A 26,876-nucleotide genomic window follows, 5' to 3' on the forward strand; every position below is an offset into this window, starting at 1 on the left:
GGGCGGCCAGATGTGCGGCCAGAGGCGCGGTCCTGTGCACGGTGCTGTGCAGAAGGGTTTTGATCGCGGTCACGGGAAACCTGCCTTTTGGTACTGCCTGTGCCGGGTCTCGCGGTCCCGGCCTTCTCGCCTGCTGCCCCGCTTAGAGCATGGATGGCGGGGGCGGATCAATTGCCGCGGCGCCCGGCGGCGGCGGTTTTACCTCTGCTGCTGCCCTGCCGCCGCACCCCGTGCGGCGCTGCTGATGCCGTTTCTGCTGCCATGCCAGGGGATCCGCAGGCATGGCAGTACGGCGGAATGCGGCGAAACAGCATATTTCAGGAAGAGCTCCCGCCGCTACGGCGCGTTCCGCAGGCGCTACCAGAGCCCATCGCATTCGAGCACCACGCTCCAGAAGTGAGCTAAAAAGCTCTTCAAAACCGGGCAGGCACATGCTGACAAGCTGGTGGTGAGAGCGGGCGGCTGTCTCGGTGTGGGCTTCTTACCCCGGTCGTGGGGCCAGCTGTCTTCTCCTTTGCAGCATGACACGTGGTCAAGGAAGCGGCACAATCCCGTGACAGGCCCAATGCTTGCTGATCAGCCGGTAAACAGGATCTGGCACTCAGGCAAAAAACGGCTTGATCTGAACTGTGCGTTTCGACAACCCCTTACTGACAGTTGGCGGGAAGTGCACAGCCACAGGGATTTTACGGGCGAAGAGAAGCCGGAAAGGAAACGACGCAATGCCGCAGAGCCCTCGAACAGCCTACATTCACATCGGCGCGCCCAAAACCGGCTCGACGGCAATCCAGGCCGCTTTTTCCGCCGCCAAGGACCAACTCAGTGAAAGCGGCTATCACTATCTCGACGGCGACCGGAACCACTCCGAGATGCTGGCGATGTCGTTCTGGGCCGAACAAGACGCGCTAAAGCTCGGGCAGCTCAGGTGGATCGACGATGAAGACGAGTTCTTCCGGCACCGGGCAAGCCTGCGCGAGGCGCTGTCCGAGCAAATCAGCCGTTCGGTCTCCCGCAACCTCATCATCTCGGCGGAAGAACTGTCTGACTTCCGCGAGCCGGAGGTACAGTCCTTCATTACCTTCTTGCAGCAGAGGTTCGACAGGATCCGGGTTATCGCATATGCCCGTGAGCCACAGAGCTGGATGACGAGCGCGGCCCAGCAGGGGGTTAAATGGTCCGGCGACAGGCTGGATGAGCGCTTTCAGGCTCCCCGGCTGCCCGAGTACCAGCGCCGGTTCGAACCCTTCATGACAGCGGTGGGGCAGGAGAATTTCGATCTCAGGCCGTATTTTCCCGGCGAAAAGGAATTCGACGTGGTGGCGGATTTCGCCCGCGCCATTGGCATCGGGGAAAAGATCGGAGCAAACTCCGCTGAAAGCCGCGTGAACTCAGCCGTTTCGCACCGCACGGCAATCATTTTTTCGGCCGTCAATGCGGCAATGCCGCCTTTTGTGGAAAACCGTCATAATCCCTGCCGATCTTTTAACGTCGTCCGTGACGGCCGCCTGCCCGGCCGGAAATTTGCTCTGCCGAGCGAAACCGTCCTGAACACTGCCGACATTCTTCAGGACGAGCGCGGCTGGCTCAATGAGACAATGGGCCGGGCGGTGTTTACCGCGCCTGCGGTCCCTGAAATTCCGCTCGACAGCTGGTATGGCGGTGAACGGGAAGAGCTCGAGGCATTTGCCGCCGTTTTTTCAGCGCATTGCCGTCAAGCCCAGAATGATGAGGCGCTGAAGGCTTACCTGAAGTCGAAAAAACACCGGGAAGCCAACCCCGGGCTGGCGCGCGCGCTTCTGAGCAATGCCTGGATGCTGGCCACCGATCAATGGACGCTGCATCTGATCGCCACCGAGGCGGTGGAGACGGAGCATCCGGACCGTCACCGCTTCTTCGCCAAGCAGCGGATTATGCGGCGGATCGAGAATGCTCAGCCCGGCGATCCCCCGCTTGCAGTTGGCAACCCGTTCCACAGGGAATGGTGACCGGCCCCGGGGAGGCTGTGCGCCTGCCCGGGGCGGGCCGGTCAGGCGCGGCCCAGGGTTGCCAGGGCATAGAACAGCGCGGTTTCCGGGCCCGACTGGCGGCGCAGGCCAAGCCGTGCATACCCCAGCGCCCTGAGGGGCCCAGGCTGCGCCCGGGCCGCAGCATAACCGGCCAGAAGATTTCGGGCTTCCTTGGTCAGAAGGGCATCGCGTTTGCGCAAATGGGCGACCAGATGGTCCATCCAGTCCCGGTACTGCCCTGACCACATGACCCGCACACGGCGCCGCAGGCCTCCAGCCCGCCTGCTCGCGCCGATCAGGTTGCCCTCGTGCTGCCGCCAGGCGACCACCGGTTCGGAATCCAGAAGGCATTGCGCGCCTGCCCCGCTGAGCAGCAAGTAAATCCACCAGTCATGATAGGGGATGCCATCGGGCCGCCCGGATTGCCGCACCAGGCGCAGGGCTGCAGGGTTGAGAACGGAGCTGTGCCCTGAAAACAGGTTCTGCACCAGAGCATTGCGCAGCCCCGGCTTGCTCTGGGGGTCCGAGGACACCGAAAGGGGGCGCATCCCGGCATCGGTAATCACGCTTTGCCCTGCATAAAGCACGGGCCCGCCCGCGTCCGCAGTCTTCATGACCGCAAGCGCCCGGCTCAGTTTGTTTTCAAGCCAGATGTCGTCCTGATCGGAAAGTGCGATGTGAGTGCCAGGCAGATCAGGGTGGCATAGCAGCGACAGGTAGTTCTGCGCAGCCCCCTGCTCCGGGCCGTGCAGCAGACGGATCTCGCGCTCGGGATGCGCCGCCGCGAAGCGCTGCAGAATCTGCAGCGTGCCATCCGTTGAATTGTCATCGCTGACCCAGAGCGACCAGTCAGAATGATCCTGCTGCAGAAAGGAAGCCAGCTGCTCCTGCAGGAATGCCGCCCCGTTCCGCGTGCACATAAGAATTCTGATATGCGTCCGTTCCTGTGACACAGCCTTGCCTGTTCTTGTCCGCCGGGATCTTAATGACGCGGGCCGCGCCGCCATGCAATGCCATCAATACCGCACCCCCGCTGCCGGATCGGATCCGGCTTCCTGAAAGCAGCAGGCTGGCCTTGCCAAAGCTCTACCCCCTTATGCCGTCTTCCACCCCTCCTCACGTCCGTCTCCCCTGTCCCCGGCCCGGGCAGAGTACGGACCGCAGCCCCTTTTATTCATGGAGAAGACCGGTGTGTTTACAAAAATCTTAACTTCACTAAATCGCCGGATGAAGCCTATCGTCGTAGGGATCAAGCCAGTTGAATTTTCTTGTGCCGCGCGGATTTTCACCGCGCGGGCGTGCACCGCGCGAGGTTGCTTCGCGCGGGCGGGACGCGTGTGTGGCGCGGGCGCAAATGTGTGGTTGCGAGTTTGTTTCGCGTGTCTGCGGCGTGTGTTCCGCGCGCCGGTGTTAATGGGTTAAAGGGGGCAATCTAATGACACAGAACCTGAATATCACCGATATTTTATTCATGTTTGACAACGTGCTGCTTGGGGATACTCCGGCGCCCGGGGCGGACCCGCTGGCGCCTGACGGCATCCGCACCATAGACGGCACGAACAACAATATCTCCGGGCAGACGCTTATTGACCAGTTCGGAAACCTTGTGGATACCGCCACCTTCGGCAATACCAATCACGGTTTTGTCGATCATTCGAGTTCCACCAGCCCGCTCGCCTACGGCATCGATCCTGCTGTGGTCGACACGACGCCGCGGCTGATCAGCAACCTGATCGCGGATGCGACCGGCAGCAACCCGGCTACCGCCGGGGTGCCGCTGCTGGCCGAGGGCGATGCCGCGGTCGACCGGCTGCCGGAAAACAGCCTGTTCACCTTCTTCGGCCAGTTCTTCGATCACGGGCTCGACTTCATCAGCAAGCAGAACTCGGGCGTGATCATGATCCCGATCCTGCCGGGCGACCCGCTGTTCGACCCGGCGCCGGGCGCCTTCAATATGATGCCGGTGACGCGGGCGGAACTGGACGGCAATGGCGATCCGATTAACACCACCGCGCCCTTCATCGAGCAGAGCCAGACCTATGGCTCGCTGTCCTCGACCACCTTCTACCTGATGGAATATGACATCAACGGCATCGCCACCGGTGATCTGGTGCATGGCGCCGACGGCGGCATGGGCACCTGGGCCGACATCAAGGAAAACGCCAACCGCTGGGCGCGGGCGCAGCCGGGGGCCGATCCCGCCACCGAGATGCTGACCGACGCCGATGTGCTGGATGTGCCGGATCCGACAATGTGGGATCCAGCCGCAAACGGCGGCCTGGGCGGCTTCCTGCCGGGCGCGGGCACCGGCCAGCCCTTCCTGGCCGACATCGCCCATAACGCCAACCCGAGCGGCGGCCTGGCCCCGGACGCCAATGCGGTGATTGATCCGCACGGATTCGGTGCGCCGCCGCCGGCGCCCGGTGAATATGATGACGAGTTGCTGGATGCGCATTTCGTCTCCGGCGACGCCCGGGTCAATGAAAACACCGCGCTGATCGCCATCCACCAAGCCTTCCACGGCGAACACCGCCGCCTGGTCGCCCAGATCAAGGACTGGGTCAACCAGCAGGACGAGATCGAGCCCGGCTTTGCCGCACAATGGGACGGCGAGATGTTCTTCCAGGCCGCGAAACTGGCCAACGAGATGCAGTACCAGCATATTGCATTCGAGGACTTCGCGCGCCGGATGAGCCCGAACATCGATGAGTTCGCGCAGTACGAGGTCGATATCAACCCCAATATCACCACCGAATTTTCCCAGGCGGTGTACCGTCTCGGCCACTCGCAGCTGACCGACACCGTGAAGACCACCAGCGTCACCGGCGAGGCCACAGACCTCACCCTGGTTGATGCCTTCCTGGACCCCGAGACCTTCAGCGAGTTCGGTGCCGGCGCCTTCCTGAAGGGCGGCCAGTTCGAGCAGGGGTCGCGAATCGACGAATTCGTGGTCGATGCGCTGCGCAACTTCCTGGTCGGCCTGCCGCTCGACCTGGCCGCGATCAATATCGCCCGCGGCCGCGATGTCGACCTGCCGACGCTGAACCAGCTGCGCGCCGACCTGTTTGCGCAGACCGGCGAAACCTCGCTGCGGCCCTATGACAGCTGGGCCGATTTCGGCGCCAACCTGCTGAACCCGGATTCGCTGGTCAATTATATCGCGGCCTATTCGAATGAGGCGACGATCGCGGCGGCCCGCCTGGCGGGGGATAATGCCGGCGCCCGCGCCGCCGCCCAGACCATGATGGGCAACGCCACCTTCATGGACACGATTGCCAATGGCGGCGACGACGGCTTCGAGCGGATCGACCTGTGGATCGGCGGCCTCGGCGAGAAGAAGGTGCCGCTTGGCCTGCTCGGCTCGACCTTTGATTTCGTGTTTGCGCAGCAGATGCTCGCGCTGCAGAACGGCGACCGGTTCTATTATCTGGCCCGGCTTGACGGCAACATCCTGGACGAGATCGAAGGCCAGACCCTGGCCGACCTGATGATGCGCGGCGGCGACGCCATCCACCTGGGCGGCGATGTGTTCGGCACCCCGGACGTGCTGACCGAGATGAGCGGCCTGGCGCTGACCGATCTGCTCAAGACCCCAGGCGAGCTGACCCAATACCTGGCCGAGATCATCGGCGGCACCAATGCGGCCAACATGATCCAGGCCGGAGCCGGCAATGACGCGGTGCATGCCGAAGGCGGCGATGACACCGTGTTCGGTGGCGAAAACGACGACCATATCTACGGCGGCGACGGCAACGATTCAATCTGGGGCGAAGTGGGCTTCGACCTGATCCGCGGCGATGACGGTGATGACACCATCCGCGGCGGCGCCGATGACGACGCCCTCTTTGGCGGCCGTGGCAATGACATGATCTTCGGCGACAATGGCTTTGAGGAAATGGCCGGCGGCGAGGGCAATGACACGATGTTCGGCGGCGCCCAGGACGATGAGATGCTGGGCGGCGACGGCCATGATGTGATGCGGGGCGGCGGCGGCGCAGACGGCGTCGACGGCGGCGCCGGCAATGACGTCCTGTTCGGCGGCGGCGGGAGTGACAGGCTCTTCGGCGGCGAAGGTGACGACCTGCTGATCGGCGGCTCCGGCGGCGATCAGCTGGATGGCGGGGTCGGCGGCTACGATATCGCCAGCTACGAGACCTGGCTCGAAACCGCGATGACCGGCTCCGGCCTGATCATCAACATGCTCGACACGGCCCTGTCCAGCGCCGATGCCCGCGATGACAGCTACCTCGATATCGAGGCGGTGCGCGGCACCAAGTTCAACGACACCATCACCGGTGACGATCTCGGCAAGGTCCTGATCGGCGGCTTCGGCGACGACCTGATCACCGGTGGCCTGCTGGACGACACCCTGATCGGATCGGAGGGCAATGACAGCCTGAACGGCGGCGGCGGTATTGATACCGTGCTGGTGCGCGGCCTGGAAGCCGACTTCACCCTCAGCCTCGCGATCGGCGGCTTCAACCTGACCGACAATGAGACGGTGCTCAGCACTGACGAGGGCACCGACTTCGTGTCGAACAACATCACCTGGCTGTCCTTCGACGATGCCCTGTTCAATCTGCAGACCAGCCAGTATGCGCCGCTGATCGGGCTGAGCGACACCGTGGAGCGGACGCAGAACGGCACCACGGTGATCGGTGAGCTGCAGTCCAATGTGGTGGTGGCAGACGGCACCTCGCTGGCCGGTGCCGGGGTCTATATCGGCGACATCGAGATTGCCGACCCGGACGGCGCCAATGGCGGGCCGCAGGTGCTGGCCCTGGCGGGCCCGGACGCTGCGGCCTTCACAATCCAGAATGTCGGCGGCATCAATCAGCTGTTCCTGACCGGCGGCGGCCCGCTCAGCAACGTCAACTATGAGGTGAAGCCTTATTACAACGTGACGCTGTCGGTGGCCGACGCGATCGGCGGCTCGGAAGTGAACGTCACCGTGAACGTGAGCGACGTCAATGACAATGCGCCGGTCTTCACCTCCGGCAGCCGGGTGAACGTCGCCCAGAACACCTCCACCGACGCGGTGGTCTACTGGGCCAAGACGGATGACCTCGACACCACCGGCGAGGCCATCACCTACACCCTGGGCGGCGCCGATGCGGGAGCCTTCACCCTGATCGACGGCGAGCTGCGATTTGTGTCAAGCCCGTCTTTTGCGGCGCCGGCGGATGTTGGTGGTGACAACATCTACAATGTCACCATCGACGCGACGGACGGTGTCAACATGGCAACGCAGCACAACTTGGCGGTGCATGTGCAGGCAACGGCGGCGCTCAACACCATCGTCGGGACGCCTGGCAACGACACGCTGAACGGCTCAATTGCCAATGAGCTGCTGCTCGGGCTGGCGGGCGCCGACCTGCTTCTTGCCAATGGCGGCAACGACCGGCTGGAAGGCGGCGACGGGGCCGATGCACTGCTGGGCGGCAATGGCGATGACCGGCTGTTCGGCGAAGCCTCGACCGACACGCTGAACGGCGGCGCCGGCGCGGATACGCTGGATGGCGGTGAAAACTCCGACGAGCACTTCGTTGATGGCGATGACGTGGTAACGGATACCGGGGGGGTCGGCTTCGACAAGGCCACCATCGTGAATGCCGCCGGCGACAACCTGAACCTGGCCGGGTGGAGCGGCGTTGAGCGCATCAACGGCAACGCCGGCAACGACACCATCAATGGCGCGGCCTCCACGGAAGACCTGGTGATCGCAGGCCAGGCGGGCAATGACAGTCTGACCGGCGGCAGCGGTAATGATATTCTTCTGGGCGGTGGCGGCAACGACACGCTCGAGGGCGGCGGCGGCAATGACACCATCCTGGGCGGTGCCGATGACGACATGCTCAGCGGCGGCACCGGCGACGATGTCTTCTTCGTCGGCGAAACGCTGGATGCAGTGACCGATGGCGGCACCGGCTTCGACAAGGCGGTGATTAACAATGCGGCCGGGCTGACAATCAGCATCGGCACCTGGCTCGGCGTGGAGCGCATCAATGGCTGGACCGGCGCCGACACCATCGATGCCACCGGCATGGCCACCGGCATTGTGATGTCGGCCGGCGACAGTGCCGATGTGCTGACCGGCGGCAGCGGCAATGATACTTTCTACGCGGGCACCGGCAACGATACCGTCGAAGGCGGCGGCGGCGACGACGCGCTGATCGGCAATGCCGGCATGGACCGGCTGCATGGCGGCGGCGGCAACGACTTCCTGCTCGGCGGCGGTGATGCCGACGTCTTTGTGTTCGAAACCGGCTGGGGCCAGGACCGGATCAAGGACTATACCGACGGCACAGACCAGCTGGAATTCAGCGGTATTGTGGGCGTCACCATGTTCAGCGACCTGACCATCGAGCAGGACACGGTGATACCGGCGAATACGCTGATCCATCTCGGCGGCGGCGACGTGGTCACCGTGGACAACATGCTGGCTACCGACTTCGATGCGGGGGATTTCATCTTTACCTGAACCTAGGTCAGCCGCTGAAACGGTGTGCCCCCTGCGCTCCCATGGAGCGCAGGGGGCAATTCTGTTCAATTCCCAGCGGATCCCGGAGCTGAACGGCACCTACTGCAGCTGCGGCCCCGGCAATTGGACTGCCCCGCAATTCCGGCCTGGTTCTGAAATCAGCCGGCCCGCCAATCCTGCCGACGGCCGAATGAGGCAATTGCGCCTCTTTCCTGAGCGGCACAGCAGTTTGCGCCGACTTCTGCCGACGGGGCGCCCGGGCAGAAAACTTTTCTGTACCGTTTCCCGGAAATGCGGAATTTGCAGCGGTTTTCCACCTCTGTGCGGCCCCGCCCGGACCGGGTTCAACCCTTCGGATGCGCTGATGAACGGGAAGGAAGGCTGGTTGTCGCGTTTGCCGGAGCCGGGGGGCACGTCCGGCAGCACCTAATTAATGCTATAGCCACTCTCAGGAAGCTGCTTTATCCCGCGTATTCAGGCTGTTCGAAAAAAGGACACCGGGAACACGCGGCAGACAACGGCCATTCCTTCCCATCCGCCACTGACGGCCTTCAGTGTGGTGCCGCGATACGGCTGAATTGCGGGAAAACAGAAATGTCCGCAACCGTCAGAGGCATTGCAGCTGCTGAAATAACTTTCGGGGGCGGAAACCCCCAATTACTTCAGCGCCGCTGAAAAGTCTGTATTGGAGGGGCTTTACTCCTTTCTTTCTGGAATGTTGCGGGGGTTTTAGGGTATCATTTTCCTGTCTTTGCCGTCATCGACTTATGTCTGCCATTCTTACGGCAAAAAGTCTGAACGGCCCGCCGGCCTAAGTCCGAGAATTGCGGCCGGCAGGATCCTCGGCTGCGCGGGAGCGGGGCCGGCCTGTGCGCCGGAATACCCTGTCCGGTGCTTTATTTGCCGCAAGCCATCAATTTTGATTCAGGAACGGTTCTGAGGGAATGATGCTACCGGCCAAGGGAATAAAATTGCCGGCCAAGAACAGCCGCTGGACGCAGCTCACCCTGCCCGTCCAGTTTCTTCTGGCCGGGGCGGTCGTGATGCTGATCGCGATGAGCATTGTCGGCTATTGGGTGTCGACCAGCATCCGCATCATCGCGGTGCAGAACGCAGCTGCCAATGCTGCGGTGTTTGTCGAGAGTTTCATCGCCCCGATCAGTCAGGAACTGGCGCTTTCCGACCATCTTTCCGATTCTTCCAAACGGGCGCTGGTGAATATTCTCGAAGGCAGCTCGCTCAGGGAGCGCATCGTGTCCTACAAGATCTGGGGGCCGGACAGCCGGATCATCCACGCCTCCAACCCCGATGTGATCGGTTTGCAGTTCTGGCCGGAGGACGGGTTGAAGGAAGCGCTGGAGGGCCGGGTTTCCGCCTCCTTCAAGGGGCTGAACGGACCGGAGAACGCGGCAGAAGCGCAGCTGGAGATGCCGCTGCTAGAAGTCTACCTGCCGCTGCGCGAAACCAGCAGCAACGAGATCATCGCGGTAATCGAATTCTACGAGCGTGCCGACGAGCTGGAGCGGAACCTGTTCGCCGCCACCTTGCAGAGCTGGCTGATGGTGGGCGCGACCTTCCTGGTCAGCGGCATGTGCCTGTTCTGGATCGTGCAGGCGGGCGGCCGGAAGATCCGCAGCCAGCGTGCGCAGCTGAAATCGCAGCTGGAAGAAACCAGGCGGGTCGGCGAGCAGAATGCGACGCTGCAGAAAAAGGCGGTCACTGCCTCGGCCCGGGCCAGCGCCAAGGCCGAACGCACGCTGCGTCAGCTGGGGGCCGACCTGCACGATGGCCCGGCCCAGTATCTGTCGTTGGCCGCGCTGCGGCTGGAGAATGCGTTTGCCGCCGGCTCGGAACAGGATGCGGTCAAGGAGGAGGTCCGCGAGTGGCTGAACCGCGCGATGAGCGAGATTCGCACCCTGTCGCGCGGGCTGGCGCTGCCGGATCTGGACGGCCAGAAGCTCGACACCCTGGTCAGGCAGGCGGTCCATTCGCAGCGCCGCCTGAACCGCCGGAAAAACGTGCTCTCGATACAGGGCGATGTAAATGTGGACATTGGCTATGCGCAGAAGCTCTGCGTCTACCGGTTCCTGCAGGAGGGGCTGTCGAATGCGGCCCGCCATGCGCCGGAGGCCGCGGTCTCGGTCCAATGTCGCATAGGCAGGAAAGCCTTGCAGGTGATCATCACCGACGACGGCCCCGGGTTCGATACCACCACCGCGCTGCGGGTGCGGGCCGAGGGCGGCCAGGGGCTGCTGGGGCTTTATGACCGGGTCGAAAGCATCGGCGGAAGCATGAGCGTCGACAGCCGCAGACCGGGTGGCACCATCCTGACCATTGGCCTGCCAATCGAGGGGCATGAAGTAAATCGAGGGGCATGAAGTAAGATGACAATTCGCATCGTGATCGCCGACGACCACCCGATATTCCGCGACGGGCTGGCCAGAACCCTGACCGAAACCGGCCGGTTCGAAATCGTCGGTATTGGCGGGACAGCGGAGGAGGCTGTGGCGCTGGTGCGCAGGCACTGTCCCGATCTCGTGCTGCTGGATCTGTCGATGCCGGGCGGCGGGATCGATGCCGCGATGCAGATCTCCGCCCTCTCCGCCCCGCCCCGGATTGCCATGCTGACCGTGTCCGAGGAAGAACAGGATGTGACCGCGGCGATGTCCGCGGGGGCAATCGGCTACATCTTAAAAGGCGTGTCCGCTCAGGAGCTGAACCGTATTCTGATGCGCATCGCTGCCGGGGAAGCGCATATTTCACCCGCCCTCGCAGTGCAGGTGCTGAATACCATGCAGTCCAGCAGGGAACAGGCTCCGCATCCGGTGGATACCCTGTCCGGCCGCGAGACCGCAATCCTGAAAGGCGTCGCCACGGGGCTGAGCAACAGGGAGGTGGCCGAGGAACTGGGCATCCAGGAGAAGACGGTCAAACATTACATGACCGCGATTCTGGGAAAGCTACACGCCCGCAACCGCGTCGAGGCCGCGCTGATCGCTCATGACGCCTGGTCTAAGAACTGACACCGCTGCCCGCAGCTTCCCGCGGCCCTGTGCAGATCCCGGTGGCAGGACGGGAGAGGTTCCACGCCTCAGGCCAGCGGCACGGCGCCGGCTGTCACGGGCCGGTATAGCCGAAGCGGCGCGCGTATTCCGAGTCGCGGAACAGTTCCCGCAATCTGTCCGCCGCGGGCGATTGGAAGGCCAGGTCCGCATCCTGCGCCAGCCGCTTGCGGCTGCTGACGTTCTTGCGCTGGATGGTCGGGATGTCGCGGAATCCCAGCCGCTCCAGACAGGCCGGGAAAGCCTGGCCGATATCCTCGTAGCGGAAGATGAAGTAATCGCCGCTGCAGCCGGAGTAGCTGAGGATGCCGTCCTCCCAGGCCATGTCGTCCAGGCGGATCTCCAGGGTGTGCTCGAAATGCTGCCGGAACCAGGTGAAGGGGCGCAGCATCATGTAGAAGAAGGCCTGGCTGTCGGCATCGTCCTGGAGCGGGCTGCCGCCAAAGACCGCCGCCGGGTCCGAAGCGAGTGTCTTCAGCACCGCATCGGTGCCGCCATGTGCGGCCAGCACCCTAGTGAAGACCGCCATGAGGCGGGTCAGGGCCAGCTGCACCAGTTCGCTGTCGCTGTCATAGGCAATGCCCAGCCGGTTCAGGAAGTGCCGGAACCGCGGCAGATACCCCTCGATGTCCTGAACCGTGCTGGAGCGGAACCACTCCAGCGGCTCCCGCGTCAGCGACAGCACCAGCAGCCGCTGGCTGGACTGGCCGCCGCGGATGCGGTTGAGCCGCCGGGTGAGCCGTGCGTTCTCGGTGAACTGCCCGAGCTGGTGGTTGAAGAAATACTCCGGCAGCCCGGGCCGCATCATCGCCTCGAAGATCTCGCCGAGCGCCCGCTTGCCGAGGAAATGGCTCTGCACCGCTTCCACGCCGTCCAGCTCATTGAGAGTGGCGACCAGCGATGTGCTGGCCACCTTCCCGAACTGATAGACTATCGCAAGCGTTTTCGAGTCCTGATCTGCCGGCAGTTCGGCCGCGGTCTTGTCAGACATGGCCGTTTGCCTCCAGCCAGTTGTAGAAGCCGTTGTCCACCTGTCTCGGATACTTGAAATACTGCCGCAGATCATTCCGGCTGCGGAACAGGACACGAAGGGGTTTGGGGATTTCCACGCCGTTGTCGAACTGGCCATAATACCACCAGCCCTTGGGGATGGCGGGATCGGTCTCCGCCTCGACAAAGTTGCGGTACCAGTTCCAGATCTCGTAGACCTCGATGTTGTCCGCGCCATAGCGCTGGGTCATCATGTCGCCGACGGCGCCCAGCTTAGTGAAATGGTAAAACCGCAGCGGCGCGCCGTTGACCAGCGCGGTGCCCTCGCTGTCAAAGCTGATGGTGCGCTGCGACAGGTTCCAGCTCGCAACGTTGCAGCCGGGATCGCGCAGCACCTTGTAGCGGTCGAAGAAGCAGGGGATCAGGTTGCACCATTTCTGGTCCACGAACAGGCCGATCTCGCGCCGGTCGTGGCACCAGCGGTAGAGCCGGTCGGCCCACCACTGCGCAAAGCTGCGCCCCTCTGCGTCGTTGTTGACGGCGATGAAGCCGAGGTTGAAGACGCCGTAGTCCAGCGAGGTGATCTCGTTATCGAGGATCGCCCGGGTCTCGTCGGCACCGTCCGGCACGGTCTGATGCGGGGTCAGCACGATGGAATGCGCGCCGAGCAGGTCGGCCACCGGCTGCATCGAGTTGAACACAGCCATGTCTGGGTCGAAGTAGAAGACCTTCTCCGCCGTCTCGTCTTCCAGGATGTGCAGCAGCGCGTGGCCCTTCACCGCGGTGCAGGCCTCCACGATGTCATGGCCGAACAGCCAGCTGTCAGTCTCCGCGCCGTACAGCTCCTCGGCATAGACCACCCGGTGGAAGCCGCAGGCGGCCGGGTCGAAGCTGTAGCCGGGCGGTTCCTTGTCGGTGATCACCGCCCAGATCACCCAGTCGGGATGCTGCCGGGCCAGGGTCTTTGCCAGCACGCTGGCGCGGTTCAGATAGCTGAAGCTGAAGCTGGTGTAGGCATGCACTGTCATTGGGCGGCTTTCTGCGGCAGCAGCGCAAACGACAGGCTGCTGGGGGATGTCTGCGCCTCATAGCGCTTGTGCCGGTCGCGGCGCTTTTCGAGAAGTTCCTGCATTCGTCCATCGCTGAAGAACGATATCAGGTCCTCCTGATCCTGCAGCACCGCGCCCTGGCGGTGCTCCTTCACCGCTGCCGCGACATTGCCGGAAAACCTGTTGGTGATGATGAAGGCGCCCGCCGCCATCGCCTCGAAGGTGGTGAAGGAGAAGGTCTCCGGCCAGGACGGCCAGTGCAGCACGAAATCGATCTGCGCGCCGCTCAGCGCCTCGACCATCGCATTGCGGCCGCCGGCGGTGACATGGACCGGGACGTGGCGGACGCCCTCCAGGTCCGGGGCGGCGGCGCTGAAGCAGAAGATCTCCGCCCCGGCGGGGGCCAGCCGGGCGGCCAGGGTGCAGAACACGTCCCAGCCCTTGTGGTCCAGCGGTGCGCCGAGGAAGGCCAGCCGGGCGGGACCGGCCGGGGCCTGCGCGGGCGGGGTGCTGCGCCGCGCCCAGGACAGCTCCACATGTGGCTGCACCGTGAGCGAGGCGGCGGCGAGGCCGCCGCGGGCGCTCCACAGCGCGCGGGCCGAGTCCGAGGGGGCGGCGACATGCACCTCGAGCGCCTCGAACATGGCGCGGACGCGGGCCATGTGGCGCTTCCGCTCGGCGCCGTAGAAACAGACGGTGCAGGCATTGCTGTCCGGGTCCGGGCTGCCGCAATAGGCCAGCTTGTTGCGCTGCAGCGCGTAATTCGGGCAGAGCGTCAGGAAGTCGTGCAGCCACAGGGTGCAGGCCGGGCTGCCGCAGGCCTTGACCAGCGCCGTGATCTGCTCCGGGTTGTGGCCGAGAAACTGGTGGATGACCGCATGCGCCGGCGTGCCGGCCTCGGCCAGCTGCGCCACCGCCGCGGTCAGGGCGGAGCAGCGCGCCACCCCGAGCAGCGCGCCGTTCAGCCGCAGGCAGACCGCCACGTCGGGATCTTCCTCAGGATGCGCCAGCCGCGGCAGAGGCTGCCAGGGGTAGACCGCCAGATAGGCGTCGCCCGCTTCCGCCGCCAGCGCCACCTCCTGCTGAATGCAGAGCTGCACGCCACCCGAGATAGTGTGGTGGTCGTCATGGCCGATGGAGAGGATCAGCCGCGCCCCGGCGCCAAGCGCCGGAGCCAGCGCCGCCGCCAGCGCCTCCGCCGCGAGCAGCTCCGGCAGCGCCTCGCTGCGGCGCCATTCGCACACCGCGGCTTCGAGGTCGCGGGACTGGGTCAGGATCTCGAAGCGGCGGCCGCCGGGATGCTTGCTGAAGCGGCCTTCGGCCTTGCCGGTGCGGATGTAGTGCAGGTAGGGGTTGATGCCGGCCTCGCGCACATCGGGGCTGGCGGCGAGGTAGTAGGCAGTGGAGAAATCCGGGTGCGGGTCGCGCTCCTCGCGCCATCCCGCCGCACAGTAGTGCAGCAGCGGGTCTTCCCCGGCCTCGGCCACGTCAGAGTTTTTCTCCAGGTAGAAGGCGGCGTCGAAATGCGGCCGCAGCTCTTCCGCCTCCGCGGCGATCGCGGCCATCGGCTCTTCCAGTTCCGGCGCTGCCGCGGCCTCGGTCCTGGCGGGCGGCTCCAGCGGGCGCTGCTCCGCTGCGCCATGCGCCAGGTAATGCGCAAAGGGGTTCGCCCGCGCCGCGGCCACGTCCGGATTGGCCTCCAGATAGGCCCGGGTGGAGAACCAGGGCGCCGGATCATGGCCGAGCAGCCAGCCCACCGCCAGGTAGTGCCCGGGCAGCTCGCTGTCCTCTTCGGGCAGGTTCGCATAGCTTCTGCGGTAGAAATCAGGATCGAATTTTTCCGCGATTGCCGCCGCTTCCTGCTCAAGTCCGCCGGCCGCCCCGCCCTGCTCTTGCGCCTCCTGCGCGGCCGGGACGGGCCGCCTGCCCTCTGCCTTGCCATGGGTGATGTAATGCCAGAACGGGTTCACACTGCTCTGCGTCACGTCCGCGTTCTGCTGCAGGTAGTAGCGGGTCGAGAAGCCGGGGCAGGGGTCCAGCCCAAGCCCGGCGCCATGGCGCAGATAGTGCAGCACCGGATCGCCGGTCTCCGCCCCCTCCGGGCATTGTGCCAGGTAGTGGGCGCTGTCGAAATGCGGTTTTATGCTTTCGCAAACGGCAAGATCATCTACGGCGGCTTCAGCGGGGCCGCCGTCGGGGGCAGCCCCGCTGCCCTGCGGAACACTGGCTTTATCTTCCGGCGGCAAGGCAGGCTCCATTTCCGGGCCTTCCGCTAAGCTTGGCTGCACTGACACAATTTGTCCTTCCGGCAGATGGTGGCTATTCGCTCAGCTCAGCTTGTATCCCGCCCCCGGAACCGTCTTCAAGAGCGAACCGCCCGTGCCGATTTTTTTGCGCAGCCGGTGCATATGCACCGCCACCACATTGGTTCCGGGCTGGTGATTGAGGCCAAGCACCTCGCGCTCCAGCTTCTTCCGGCTGACCGGCTGCGGCGATTCCCGGGCCAGGCACAGCAGCATCGAAAACTCGAGGCGGCTCAGCCGCACCTTCTCGCCGCCATGCAGCACCACCAGGGAATCCGGCCAGATCTGAAGATCCCCGATGGAGATCGGCGGGTGCCGAAAGGCACCGAGAGAGGTGAGTGTCTGCAGGCGTTTGATCTTGGCGCCGAGCTCTCCCTTGGAGAAGCTGGGGCTGAGGTAATTGTCGGCGCCGTATTCAAAGGCTTTTGCCCGCACCGCGTTGCAGCCGCTGGCGCCGAGCACCAGAACCGGCGTATACGGCGCCTCCCGGCGGAAAAACATCAGGAATTCCGTTTCCCGGGGGGCGGCATCCCAGCCCAGGAGAATGAGCATCGATCCGGCTTCGATCAGCCGCCGGTTCCGGGCGCTGCGCGAATTGTCCAGCACCGCCGAAGCCCAACCGTATTCCGAGATGACCTCGAGGATCAGCTCTCGTCCGCGTTTTTCTTTATGAATCTCCGTGCCATACAGCAGCAGAGGCGCCTGCGGCACCGGTCCTCCTGCCTCCATGCATTCACGCCCCCCAGCGAAATAACATTTCAGTACACACCTACATTGTTAAAAATTTAGCTTCCCGGAGGGGCGGGTCAAGGCGGGGGCCGACCCCCCGGCTTTAGTTCAGAAGCTGATCCAGCAGGGCCATCATGTCACGGAAGGTGACATTGGGCCGCGCCTCTTCTGTTTCCACTTCGGGGACAATCGCCGCCTTATAGGGGTTTTCCTGCCCGAACATCCCGAAGAGGCGGTCGTTCTCGGCCTCAAAAACGGTCAGGATGGCGCGGCGGTCCTGATTGGAAATATAAGTCTTCGCACCGCCAGCAAAGGCACTCATGCAGGCCCGGAATATCTTGGCTTGCTTGTTTGCATCCAGCTTGCTGGCTTTGGCGAGACGCATGATTTCGACCACCGTCCCTGGCACGCTCCGGTTAGATTGGGCGCAGGCCTCTTCAAACGGCTGCGGCGGCAGATCCAGAAAATTGCAGATCTGGCTGATGGTGGAGGCCGCTTCATACTTCATCACGGTAACGCTGTCCTGGCCGAACACGTCACACCAGTTTTGCACGCATCTGTACTGGGTCATATCCGGGCTGAGAATGGCGGGGTCGCTGGTAAAGGCCTTGAGGCCTCGGGCGAAGTTATTGCCCGGATGTTTCGCTTTCTGATTATAAATGGACAGGAGCAGATCGTCCGGGCGGCGCACCATTGCCAGAATGCTGACCCGATGCGCCTGAACCGCCCCGGCAAAGCGGGAAATTGCTTCGGGAGAGCAGGAAAACAGCTCTTCGCTCGAAATAAAAGCCGTGGGAAGCCCGGCGCGGGAGATTTCCCGGTTGAGCGCGGCGGCCTCCCTTTCGAAATCAGGGACATCGCCCCTATTGGGGTCTGCCCAGCTCTTGAGCGCAAAGGACAGGCGGTGCTGGGAGTAATGGAACCAATTCGACTTCGGATACAGAACCCCATGCTTTTTCAGCACCCTGTCCAGCGAGGCAAAGCTGCTTTGCAGGGCAGTCGTGCCGGTCTTATGCGCTCCGATGTGAACAACCAGATGTGCCAAAGGAAATTTCCTTACTTTGAGGCCGTCTTAGGAAGCAGGGCGCTGCGGCGCCGGCCCCGGGAAGGCATTAGCGGGCAGACTGATGTGAACAAATGCTTTGCGCATGTCTGGATCCCGTTGATGTTGCAGAGGCCTGATAGCCTGTCCGCGCCGCCGCTCCAAGCCTTTCCACGGGGGGGGCGGCGCGGCGGGATCAGGCGCTCTTGCGGACGGAAGGCCACGGCGCGCCTTCCGCGCCGCCGCAGATCTCCGCGAGAATGCGCTCCGGCAGGCTGCTGCGGTCCTCCGGCAGCGCGATGACCACCCCGTTCGGCGCCTTGGCGACCGCCTCGGCCTGGGCGCCGAGGCCGAAGCAGTAGACCGGCATGCCGGTAGAGAGAACCTCATGGGTGGCGAAGGAAAAGGTTTCCGGGCAGATCGAGGGGATCAGCCAGTGGGTGACGCCGTAGCGGCGAATCAGCTCCGGCAACTCCTCGAACTGGTAACGGCCGTGAATCCGGGCACTGCGCGAGAAGGGAAACGACGGGTCGACATTGCCGATCACCACCAGCGGGTTGCCGCCGGTGCGGTCCAGCGCATGGCTCAGCCCCGCCAGCACCGCCGCGCCCTTTTCGTAGCCGATGCTGCCCAGCACCCCGATCACCGGGGCGGCGGCGGGCGGCGGCGTCATCCGCGGCAGCGCCGCGGGCAGCGCATGCGGCTCGACCAGCACCGGCCGGGGCAGATCGGGATAGGCGGCGGCGATGTGGCGGCGGCTGTCCTCGGAGAAGGCCACCACCCGGTCCGCCGCCTGCAGCAGGCGGCCCCATTCGGCACGCCACTCCTGCAGCGCCACCCTGGCGCCGCCGGGGCGGCGCGCGGTATGCACCGCCTCCTGCGAGCCGGCCTCCGGCACGCCGCGGAACTGGCGGTCCTGGCCGAGCAGATTGAAGGACGGGCTGAGCGGGAAGAAATCGTGGAACAGCACCTCGATCCGGTCCTGCGGGCCGCGCTTCAGCGCCAGCAGGCAGCCCGGCAGCCCGGCCGGGTCGCGGTCGCCGACGCCGCAGGAGTAGACGATCTCCAGCGCCGCCGGGAGGGCCAGGATCTGCCGCACGCATTCGAAGTCCTCGCTCACCGCCCGGGTGATGCCGCCGTCCCCGTGCAGCTCCAGCTGCCAGCGGTGGCGGGTGCCCACCCGCAGCACTAGGGCGCAGCCGCGCGCCGCGATGTCCTGCGCGATGCGGCGCTCGAGGTATTTCTCGGCGCCGCCGCCCATCGCATGGGCCAGGTAGACCGGCACCGGCCCCGCCGCCCGCGGCGCCGCCAGCGCCAGCCCCAGCGCCAGCCGCGGCGCCGCCAGCGGATCCCTGCGGATAAAGTCCTGCACCGCCTGATCGTAGTCCGGGTAGCGCCGCGAGACCGTCTCGCTGTTCCTGCGGATCAGGGCCAGTTTCTCGGCGCTGCCGAAGGAGCTTCCGCCGCGGTGCTCGACAAAAAGCGAGGGGAGCCCCAGGTGGCGGCCGCCGAGGGCGCTGGCGCGCTGGCACCAGTCCACTTCTTCGCCGTAGCCGCGGCCGAAACCGGTGTCGAACTCCGGCAGTTTCTCCAGGAAGCGGATATTCAGCGCCATGCAGAAGCCGACTCCGGTCGGGGCCTCGCAGGGGCCGGCGCCGGGTCCGAACCTGCGGGCGGTGCGGTCCACCGCATCCGCCTCGCCCGACGCCAGTTCCTCGGGGCGGCAGATCACCGGCGCGGTGAAGATTTCGGCATTGTTCGACATCGGCGTCACGCTGGCCACATCCTCCCTAGCTAGCAGCGGCCGGACCAGCCGCGAGGCCCAGTTTTCCGGAACGAAAGCGTCGGAATTCAGCAGGATCACATGGTTGCCGCGTGCCCGCGCTGCCGCAAAGGCCCGGTTGACGCTGCCGATGAAGCCCCGATTGACGGCGTTCTCGATCAGGGTGACACGCTCCGTCCCCTGCCGGGCGGCCCAGCCGCGCAGCCAAGGGCGAACCCGTTCATCGGTCGAACAATCCTCAACCGCCACCAGATGCCAGGGCAGATCGGTGTGGCGCACCACCCGCTCCAGCGCCTCGGGCAGCATATCGAAGGCGTTGTGGACCGGCAGCACGATGGTCACCTGGGGTTCCGCCAGCTTGCCGGGCGGCTCCGGGTCGGCGCCTGTGTCAGGAAACAGCGGCAGGCTCGGCGCCATGTCGCGGCCGGGCTCTTCGCTCAACCGCAGGCTGCGCTTGACGGCTGCACGGTCGGCGGGCCGGCGGTGCAGCTTCCAGCGCAGCACTGCCGGCGCGGCACGCAAGAGCTCCGCAAGGAACCGCGGCAGCAAGCGGCGGCGGGCAGCGCGGATTCGGGCCGCGGGCACCGGCGGCAGCGGGTGGAAGTAGCAATGGCCGTCCTGCTCGACGCTGAGCAGCATCCGGCCGTCCGGCACAGGCTGGGCGGCATAGAAGCCGGTATCGGGCCGGTCCGGCGTCCCCAGCTGCCGCGCCACGTCGGGCCGGGGCAGCTCCGGCACTGCCACCGTGCGGCGGCCTTCGGAAACCAGCGCCACCCGCTCCGCGGTGGTCCATCCGATGGCATAGAGGCGGCCTTGGGCGATCCCGTAGCGGTCCAGGTAACCAAGGCTGCGGCCTGCTTCATCCCGCAGGGGAAACCCTCTGCAGGCTACAGCCAGATGTGCCTCGGCATACCGTCTGAACAACGCTCGTATCGTGTAAAACAAGATTGCCTCCTGCGGCCTTGGTCGGGTGCTGTACTACGTGGATTTTCGGGGCAAATAAATACTGGATTTTTGCGCCGTAGCCGCTTCTTTGCAAAGCTGCCGTGCCGGTGCCGCAGGTCCGTCTCGCGCAAAATTCTGAACATTCTGCCTGTGCTGCGTCAGGAGCTCTTGCGCTCCACGGCCGGCGGCTGGCAATAGCCCTCGACCCAGCGCTGGACCACCTGCAGCGCCGCCGTCTCGTCGCCGGCCGCCACCGCCTGGCGCAGGCTGCGCAGGAAGCCGGCCACCTCGATCTCCGACAGCACGGTCTCGCGGGCGCAGAAGATCTTCTGGTGGCGGGTGCGGATCAGCTCCTCGCTGAGCGTGAGCTCCTCCTCCATCTTCTCGCCGGGGCGCAGCCCGATGATATCGATGGCGATATCCCCGTCCGGATTGTCCGCGTCGCGCACGGAATGGCCGGCGCTTTCGATCACCTGGCGGGCCAGCTGCAGGATCGGCACCGGCTCGCCCATGTCGAGCACGAAGACCTCGCCGCCCTGGGCCATGTCGCCCGCCTGCAGCACCAGCTGCACCGCCTCACTGATGGTCATGAAGAAGCGCTTTACATTCGGATCGGTGACGGTGACCGGGCCGCCGCGGCTGATCTGCTCCTGGAACAGCGGCACCACCGAGCCGCTTGATCCCAGCACATTGCCGAAGCGCACCATGGTGAACACGGTGCGCGTGTGGCGGGTGGCCAGGTCCTGCACGATCAGCTCTGCCATCCGCTTGGAGGCGCCCATCACATTGGCGGGGTTCACCGCCTTGTCCGAGGAGATCAGGATGAAACGCTCGACCCCCGCCCGCGCGGCGGCGCGCGCCAGGGTCTGGGTGCCGAAGACATTGTTGGCAAGGCCGGGCAGCGGGTTGGCCTCGACCAGCGGCACATGCTTGTAGGCGGCGGCATGCAGCACCACCTGCACCCCGTGCTGGTTCAGCACCATCCGCACCTGGCGCGGGTCGGTGACCGAGCCCAGCACCGGCACCAGCTCGATGCCCGCCGCCCCGGCCAGCGGCCCGAGCTCCTGATGCACGGTATAAAGCGCCAGTTCGCTCAGTTCGAACAGCACCAGTTTCCGCGGCTGGCAGGCCAGCACCTGGCGGCACAATTCCGAGCCGATCGAGCCGCCGGCGCCGGAGACCAGCACCACCCGGTCCTGATAGGCGCCCGCCGCCTCGGCCAGCGGCACGTCGCGGGCGGCGCGGCCCAGGAACGCCTGCGGCGCCACCGGCGTCAGCTTGTCGACCAGCGCCTCCTCGCCAATGAGCTGCGCGAAGGAGGGCAGCGCCTGCACCTCCAGCCCCAGCTGCTGCAACCGCTGGGTGATCTGCGCCTGGCGCGGCTGGCTTTGCGACGGCATCGCCAGCAGCACCCGGCGGATCTGGCGCGCCTGCACGATCTCGGCGATCCGGGCCGGGGCAAACACCGGCAGCCCGACCAGGGTCAGCCCCTGCAGCGAGGAATTGTCGTCGGCAAAGGCAACCGGATCGATGCCGTCATGCGCCTTCAGCGCCTGCGCCAGCTGGGTGCCGGTATTGCCGGCCCCGTAGATCAGCACCCGGCAGCGCGGCCGGGCGCGGCGGTAGACCGCCAGCACCAGCTGCAGCATCGCGGTGCGGGTGGCCACCATGAACAGGAAATAGCAGATTCCAAACACCACATGGGTGCCGGGCGGCAGGGCCGGCCCGAAGGCGGCCGCCAGCAGCGCCAGCCCCAGCGCGGTGCCGCCCGCCAAGAGCGCGCTTTGCGCCGCGGCGTGGCGTTCGTAGGCGTTGAGCTGTACATGCGGCAGCCCCAGCCACAGCGCCAGCGCGGCGGCGGCGGCCAGCACATAGGGCAGCACCGGCATCAGCGACAGCAAGGTGGCGAGCGCCGGATCCGGCAGCGGCTGCACCTGCAGGGTGAACAGCAGCGCCAGCGGCAGCAGCACCAGGTCCACAGCCAGAAAGACATAGGATTTCTGCCTGCGCGACAGCGCACTGATCAGATTGTACATGCTTTCCTGCCCTCGAATGCCCGCATTTTCTGCCCTGTTTAATCCGTTTGCCCGTCCAGGCAGCGGCTCCGCTGCCGGATAGCAGAAAAAAGTGAAAACAAACACGCCATGATGCGCTGAAAATCCGTGCGCGGCCCATAAAACACAGTTCTCATCATACTCCGTTTTCCCCATCCGGCCAAACAGGCGGCGGCGGAAACCCGCCGGGCGGCACCGGTGCCTGTGCTGATTTTGCCGCAGCCCTGCGGCACAGGCTATGCGGGAATGGTTAAACTTGTGCCTAGAGCCCGCTAGCCGCGGCGGAAAATGTTGCCGATGGTCTGGAACACGATGTCGAAGTCAAAGCACATGCTCTGGTGCCGCTGGTAGATCAGGTCCAGCCGCGCCTTCATCGGCACGCAGAGCCGGGAATAGACCGCATCGGTCTGTTCGGAGGTTCCGCAGCGCGCCAGCAGCGCCGCCTCATGCTTGTGATAGGTGATCGAGGCGAGCCCGGTGACGCCGGGGCGCGATTTCAGCACCTCTGCATAAAGTTCGGGGTTGGCCTCGACATACTGGCGCAGGGGCGGCCGCGGCCCGACAAAGGAGATGTCCCCCTTGAGGATGTTCCACAGCTGCGGGAACTCATCCAGCCGCTTGGAGCGCAGCCAGGCGCCGGTGCGGGTGATGCGGGCCGATTTGTCGCCGCCCGACACGCCGGTATCGCTGTCCACCACCGTCATGGTCCTGAGCTTCCACAGCATGAAGGGCTGGTCCACCCCCTTCATCCGCTCCGCCACATAGAACAGCGGCCGCCCCTCCTTCCACAAGAGCCACAGCAGCAGCAGCAGCAGGACGGGGCCCAGCACCGCGATCAGAAGGGTGGCAAAAAACAGGTCGAACAGCCGTTTGCGCCAGGTCATGTTGTTATGTGCTCCAAGGTTATCCGTCTGCCATATCAGGCTCTAACAAGGCCCATTCTTCTGCCATCCGCACCGGGTCCGCTGCCGCCAGCGGCGCCGGCAGCAGCGCCTGCAGGCGGGCAACGTCCAGCGCCACCTCCGGGATCGCCGCGGCCGGGGCGGCCCGGGCGGCAAAGGGTTTGCCCGCCGCCTGCAGCAGCGCCCCCATCTCCACCACCCCAGGCTGCGCCAGGTTCAGCACCGGCGGCAGCGCCGGCGCCGCCAGCAGCGCCGCCAGCACCTCAGCCAGCGTGCGGGCGCCAATATAGCTGCGCCGCGGGGTGCGGCCATCGGCAAAGCGGTCCAGGGTGAACCCGGGCCGCCAGCCGCCGAGGATCGCATCCAGCCCGGCGATATTGCCGATCCGCAAGGAACAGACCGGCACCCCCAGCCGGGCGCCAAGCGCTGCCGCGCGCGCCTCCATCTCCGCCTTGGCCTGGCCATAGGCACTGGCGGGACGCAGGGCTGCGTCCTCTGCCAGCAGGCCGCCCTGGGCGCCATAGACCGCCGCAGACGACGCCAGCAGCACCCGGGCGCCGGCGGCAGCGCCCGCGCGGACCGCCGCCTCGGCGAGGCGGATATGGTCTGCCATGTCTGCGTCTGCGCCGCCCCGTCCGGGCACCGGCCCGGCCAGGCACAGCAGGGTCTCAGCCCCCTCTGCCAGACGGGCCAGCGCCGCCGGCTCCGCCAGCGGATCGAAAATGTGCCAGTCTCCGGTGCTGGTCCCGGCCTGCGCCCGGCGCGCCTGCAGCTGCATCTGCAGCCCCGGCGGCGGGCACAGCTGCAGCAGCCGGCCGATGCGCCCTGTTGCGCCCAGAACCATTACGGCGGGATTTGCCATCGCTGCTGCCCGTTTCTGTTGAACCCTCTGCCTCAGCCCAGTATCCTTTGACCCGACAAAAATCAAAGCGGTTCCCCGGACAAAACCCGGGCGGATCCCAGAGCGCTTCAAGGGCAGGCTCCCGATGCTGAAATTTCTTCCCTGGCTGGCCGCTGCCGGCCTGATCCTCCTGCCCGCGGCCTGCTCGCGCCTGCCCGGCGGCGCCCCGGCCAGCGAGGAGATCCTGAAAGAATCGGGCGAGGCGGATGCCAATTTCGCGCTCTACCAGGTGAACCGGGCGCTGCTGCCGGCGGTGGCCGCCTGGCCGCCCACCGGCAAGCAGGAGAACCTGAGCTGGCTGCACGCCCATCAGGGCGCCAAGACCCAGATCATCCAGCCCGGCGACCTCTTGTCCCTCAGCATCTGGGACAGCAACGACAATTCGCTGCTGACCGCGGCGGAGCAGAAGATGGTGCAGCTGCAGGACATGAAAGTGGCCGCCAACGGCACCATCTTCATGCCTTATGTGGGCGATGTGAACGTCAACGGGCTGACCCCGGACCTGGCGCGCGCCAGGCTGCAGGAGGCGCTGGAGCCTGTTGTTCCTTCCGCCCAGGTGCAGCTGGCGATGGCCGAGGGCCGCGGCAACTCGGTCGACCTGGTCTCCGGCGTTGCCCAGCCCGGCACCTATCCGATGCCCGACCGCAACTACACGGTGATGGGGCTGATCTCGGCGGGCGGCGGCATCAGCTCGGCCCTCAACAACCCGCAGATCCGGCTGGTGCGCGGCCAGGCGATCTATGGCACCTCGGTCGACAACCTCTTGAACAACCCGTCCCTCGACACCCTGCTGCGCGGCGGCGACCGGGTATTTGTCGAGGAGGATGAGCGCTATTTCCTCTCCTTCGGCGCCACCGGCGAGGAAGACCTGCACATCTTCTCCAAGGACGAGATGTCGGCGATGGACGCGATGTCGGTGGCGGGCGGCTTCCAGGACGGCAAGGCCGATCCCAAGGGGCTTTTGATCCTGCGCGAATATCCCGCGTCCGCGGTGGCGCCCGGCGTGCGCGGGCCGCGCCAGCAGCGGGTGGTGTTCTCGCTCGACCTCACCTCCGCCGACGGGCTGTTCTCGGCGCGGCAGTTCCAGATCAACCCGGGCGACTTGGTGATGGCCACCGAATCGCCGGTCAACGACGTGCTGACCATCTCCAACATCTTCGGCAATTTCTTCGGCGTCTTCAGCCGCGCCGGCGTGATCGAGTAAGGGCCGCCTGGCCCGCCACGCGGATCTCCCGTTCTTTGCGCCGGCAGAACCTTGCCCTGCTCTTTTTCGATATGGGCAGGCACTGCCCCCGGGCATTTGTTTCCGGTGATGGCGGCATGCGCGACGCGCTGATCCTTGTCGAAAGCCGAGTAGGGGAGCTGGATCCCCTTCCAGCGGAACTCCAGCCGCCCATCCGCGAATTCGAAGCTGTCAACGTATTTGCCCGGCAGCCCGCGGGTCACTTCGTTCTCTTCGAGGATGATCCGCTGCCGGTCGTAAGAGAACGCCAGCTGACGGCTGAAATAGAGCTCATCGCGGAAGCACAGGATATCCCGCAGCCGGTCCGGCTCGGCGTTCAGGGGCCGGTGCAGATTGTCCGGGCGGGCTGGCGGCTTGGCGAACTTGGCATTGTACCGTTCCATGAAACCGGAAAGGAACGCATTGGCGGTCTCTATGCCAGAGATGCCGGCCAGCCGCAGCTCCTTCACCAGCCGGTCCTGCAACGTGCGGTTGGCGCGTTCCACGCGGCCCTTGGCCTGGCTTGAGTTGGCGCAAAGGATCTCGATATTCAACTCATTCAGAGCCCGGCCGAACTGAGTCATCCCATAGCCGGACTTCGCCGTCTGGTTGGGCACTCGGAACACGGTGTGCTTGTCCGAATAGAAGGCCACCGGGCGGCCGTGTTTGAGCAGATAGTGCTCCAATGCCTCAAAGTAGCTGAACGTGCTTTCGGATTGCACAAACCGAAGTTCCATCAGCGTGCTGGTCGCATCATCAATGAACACCAGCAGAGTGCAGCGCGGGCCGCGGTCTTCGAACCTGCGATGATCGGAACCGTCGATCTGGATCAGCTCGCCATAACATTCCCGGCGCAGACGCGGCTGGTGAAATGTCCGGCGCTGTTTGCGCGACAGCCAAATGCCGTCTTCGATCATCCATTTGCGCAAGGTCTCACGAGACACTTTGAACCCGTGATGCTTGATCAGCATCTCAACCGCCAGTGTCGGGCCGAAATCCGGGTAATTCTCTTTGATCAGGCTCAGAGCATAGTCGCGCTTCGCTTTGTGGATCCGGTTGTTCGGAGGTTTGCCGCGCGCCTTGTGACGGATCGCGGATGCGCCGTCCTGGCGGTATCGCTTCAGAACCCGGAATACTTGCCGCCGTGTCAGATCCAGCAGGTTCGCCGCATTATCAACCGTCAGCCGGCCATCATCGACCTGTGCCAAAACCTCCACGCGGTTCAACTCGCGCTCGCTCATCATCACCCATCCCATGTCCGCTCGCCCTCGATACATTATGTTGGGAGAGTGACACTTCTGCCTTGCCGATGGGTGACATTACTGCTTTGCGGTGTGAACTCACGCTGAAGCGCAACTTCTGATATGTCGTTTTATTCCAAACGGTTCTGGATTTCTATCAGCTTGC

At 65.0% G+C, this 26,876-nt stretch carries 15 protein-coding genes and 1 pseudogene; 5 read left to right on the plus strand and 11 right to left on the minus strand.

The features are described 5' to 3' along the window. Positions 1–722 precede the first annotated feature (722 nt). On the plus strand, positions 723–1,985 hold the full coding sequence (locus ACFMBG_RS21215; protein ID WP_421056669.1) for a hypothetical protein: 1,263 nt from the start codon (positions 723–725) through the stop codon (positions 1,983–1,985). Positions 1,986–2,026: 41 nt separating this feature from the next. Here ACFMBG_RS21215 and ACFMBG_RS21220 read toward each other — a convergent pair whose 3' ends face one another. Then, complete coding sequence (locus ACFMBG_RS21220) at positions 2,027–3,013, minus strand: glycosyltransferase family 2 protein (RefSeq protein WP_421056670.1); 987 nt, start codon at positions 3,011–3,013, stop codon at positions 2,027–2,029. A 428-nt stretch (positions 3,014–3,441) separates the two neighbouring features. Here ACFMBG_RS21220 and ACFMBG_RS21225 point away from each other — a divergent pair, with 428 nt between their 5' ends. The 3 genes from ACFMBG_RS21225 (at position 3,442) to ACFMBG_RS21235 (ending at position 11,510) form a co-directional block, all read left to right on the plus strand. Beyond that, positions 3,442–8,487 (plus strand): peroxidase family protein, encoded by a 5,046-nt coding sequence (locus tag ACFMBG_RS21225; RefSeq protein WP_421056671.1) that lies wholly within the window; start codon positions 3,442–3,444, stop codon positions 8,485–8,487. Between the two features lie 971 nt (positions 8,488–9,458). Then, positions 9,459–10,865, plus strand: coding sequence for a sensor histidine kinase (locus tag ACFMBG_RS21230; protein WP_421056672.1), 1,407 nt, complete (start codon positions 9,459–9,461; stop codon positions 10,863–10,865). Between the two features lie 6 nt (positions 10,866–10,871). After that, positions 10,872–11,510, plus strand: coding sequence for a response regulator (locus ACFMBG_RS21235; RefSeq protein ID WP_421056673.1), 639 nt, complete (start codon positions 10,872–10,874; stop codon positions 11,508–11,510). A 94-nt stretch (positions 11,511–11,604) separates the two neighbouring features. Here ACFMBG_RS21235 and ACFMBG_RS21240 read toward each other — a convergent pair whose 3' ends face one another. The 9 genes from ACFMBG_RS21240 to ACFMBG_RS21280 all read right to left on the minus strand — a co-directional run bounded on the left by ACFMBG_RS21240 (position 11,605) and on the right by ACFMBG_RS21280 (position 24,190). Continuing rightward, positions 11,605–12,540 (minus strand): hypothetical protein, encoded by a 936-nt coding sequence (locus tag ACFMBG_RS21240; protein ID WP_421056674.1) that lies wholly within the window; start codon positions 12,538–12,540, stop codon positions 11,605–11,607. Further along, positions 12,533–13,567, minus strand: a complete 1,035-nt coding sequence (locus ACFMBG_RS21245; protein ID WP_421056675.1) for a hypothetical protein — start codon at positions 13,565–13,567, stop codon at positions 12,533–12,535. Before ACFMBG_RS21245 ends, ACFMBG_RS21240 begins: the two co-directional genes overlap by 8 nt. Beyond that, positions 13,564–15,834 (minus strand): glycosyltransferase family protein, encoded by a 2,271-nt coding sequence (locus tag ACFMBG_RS21250; protein WP_421056676.1) that lies wholly within the window; start codon positions 15,832–15,834, stop codon positions 13,564–13,566. Before ACFMBG_RS21250 ends, ACFMBG_RS21245 begins: the two co-directional genes overlap by 4 nt. 81 nt (positions 15,835–15,915) lie before the next feature. Next, the gene (locus ACFMBG_RS21255) at positions 15,916–16,602 is read right to left on the minus strand and encodes a response regulator transcription factor (protein ID WP_421056677.1); all 687 of its coding nucleotides are present in this window, start codon (positions 16,600–16,602) and stop codon (positions 15,916–15,918) included. 121 nt (positions 16,603–16,723) lie between these two features. Beyond that, complete coding sequence (locus tag ACFMBG_RS21260) at positions 16,724–17,665, minus strand: hypothetical protein (RefSeq protein ID WP_421056678.1); 942 nt, start codon at positions 17,663–17,665, stop codon at positions 16,724–16,726. 193 nt (positions 17,666–17,858) lie between these two features. Beyond that, complete coding sequence (locus ACFMBG_RS21265; protein ID WP_421056679.1) at positions 17,859–20,390, minus strand: glycosyltransferase; 2,532 nt, start codon at positions 20,388–20,390, stop codon at positions 17,859–17,861. 158 nt (positions 20,391–20,548) lie between these two features. After that, on the minus strand, positions 20,549–22,426 hold the full coding sequence (locus ACFMBG_RS21270; protein ID WP_421056680.1) for a polysaccharide biosynthesis protein: 1,878 nt from the start codon (positions 22,424–22,426) through the stop codon (positions 20,549–20,551). 290 nt (positions 22,427–22,716) lie between these two features. Continuing rightward, positions 22,717–23,328, minus strand: a complete 612-nt coding sequence (locus tag ACFMBG_RS21275) for a sugar transferase (RefSeq protein WP_421056681.1) — start codon at positions 23,326–23,328, stop codon at positions 22,717–22,719. Between the two features lie 19 nt (positions 23,329–23,347). Next, positions 23,348–24,190, minus strand: a complete 843-nt coding sequence (locus tag ACFMBG_RS21280; RefSeq protein WP_421056682.1) for an NAD-dependent epimerase/dehydratase family protein — start codon at positions 24,188–24,190, stop codon at positions 23,348–23,350. 142 nt (positions 24,191–24,332) lie between these two features. On the opposite strand from ACFMBG_RS21280, the gene ACFMBG_RS21285 reads away from it, so the two are divergent. Further along, positions 24,333–25,451, plus strand: a complete 1,119-nt coding sequence (locus ACFMBG_RS21285; protein ID WP_421056683.1) for a polysaccharide biosynthesis/export family protein — start codon at positions 24,333–24,335, stop codon at positions 25,449–25,451. Between the two features lie 56 nt (positions 25,452–25,507). Here ACFMBG_RS21285 and ACFMBG_RS21290 read toward each other — a convergent pair. Then, positions 25,508–26,725, minus strand: a pseudogene (locus ACFMBG_RS21290) (ISNCY family transposase); the annotation flags it as partial. Positions 26,726–26,876: the final 151 nt, after the last annotated feature.

It is taken from the genome of Leisingera coralii (genome assembly GCF_049056525.1).
Classification (GTDB): Bacteria; Pseudomonadota; Alphaproteobacteria; order Rhodobacterales; family Rhodobacteraceae; genus Leisingera; species Leisingera coralii.

Excerpts from the sequence above, each read along its gene's own strand:
- ACFMBG_RS21215 (WP_421056669.1), top strand. The coding sequence starts at position 723 with ATGCCGCAGAGCCCTCGAACAGCCTACATTCACATCGGCGCGCCCAAA.
- ACFMBG_RS21220 (WP_421056670.1), bottom strand. The coding sequence starts at position 3,013 with ATGGCGGCGCGGCCCGCGTCATTAAGATCCCGGCGGACAAGAACAGGC.
- ACFMBG_RS21225 (WP_421056671.1), top strand. The coding sequence starts at position 3,442 with ATGACACAGAACCTGAATATCACCGATATTTTATTCATGTTTGACAAC.
- ACFMBG_RS21235 (WP_421056673.1), top strand. The coding sequence starts at position 10,872 with ATGACAATTCGCATCGTGATCGCCGACGACCACCCGATATTCCGCGAC.
- ACFMBG_RS21240 (WP_421056674.1), bottom strand. The coding sequence starts at position 12,540 with ATGTCTGACAAGACCGCGGCCGAACTGCCGGCAGATCAGGACTCGAAA.
- ACFMBG_RS21245 (WP_421056675.1), bottom strand. The coding sequence starts at position 13,567 with ATGACAGTGCATGCCTACACCAGCTTCAGCTTCAGCTATCTGAACCGC.
- ACFMBG_RS21270 (WP_421056680.1), bottom strand. The coding sequence starts at position 22,426 with ATGTACAATCTGATCAGTGCGCTGTCGCGCAGGCAGAAATCCTATGTC.
- ACFMBG_RS21275 (WP_421056681.1), bottom strand. The coding sequence starts at position 23,328 with ATGACCTGGCGCAAACGGCTGTTCGACCTGTTTTTTGCCACCCTTCTG.
- ACFMBG_RS21280 (WP_421056682.1), bottom strand. The coding sequence starts at position 24,190 with ATGGTTCTGGGCGCAACAGGGCGCATCGGCCGGCTGCTGCAGCTGTGC.
- ACFMBG_RS21285 (WP_421056683.1), top strand. The coding sequence starts at position 24,333 with ATGCTGAAATTTCTTCCCTGGCTGGCCGCTGCCGGCCTGATCCTCCTG.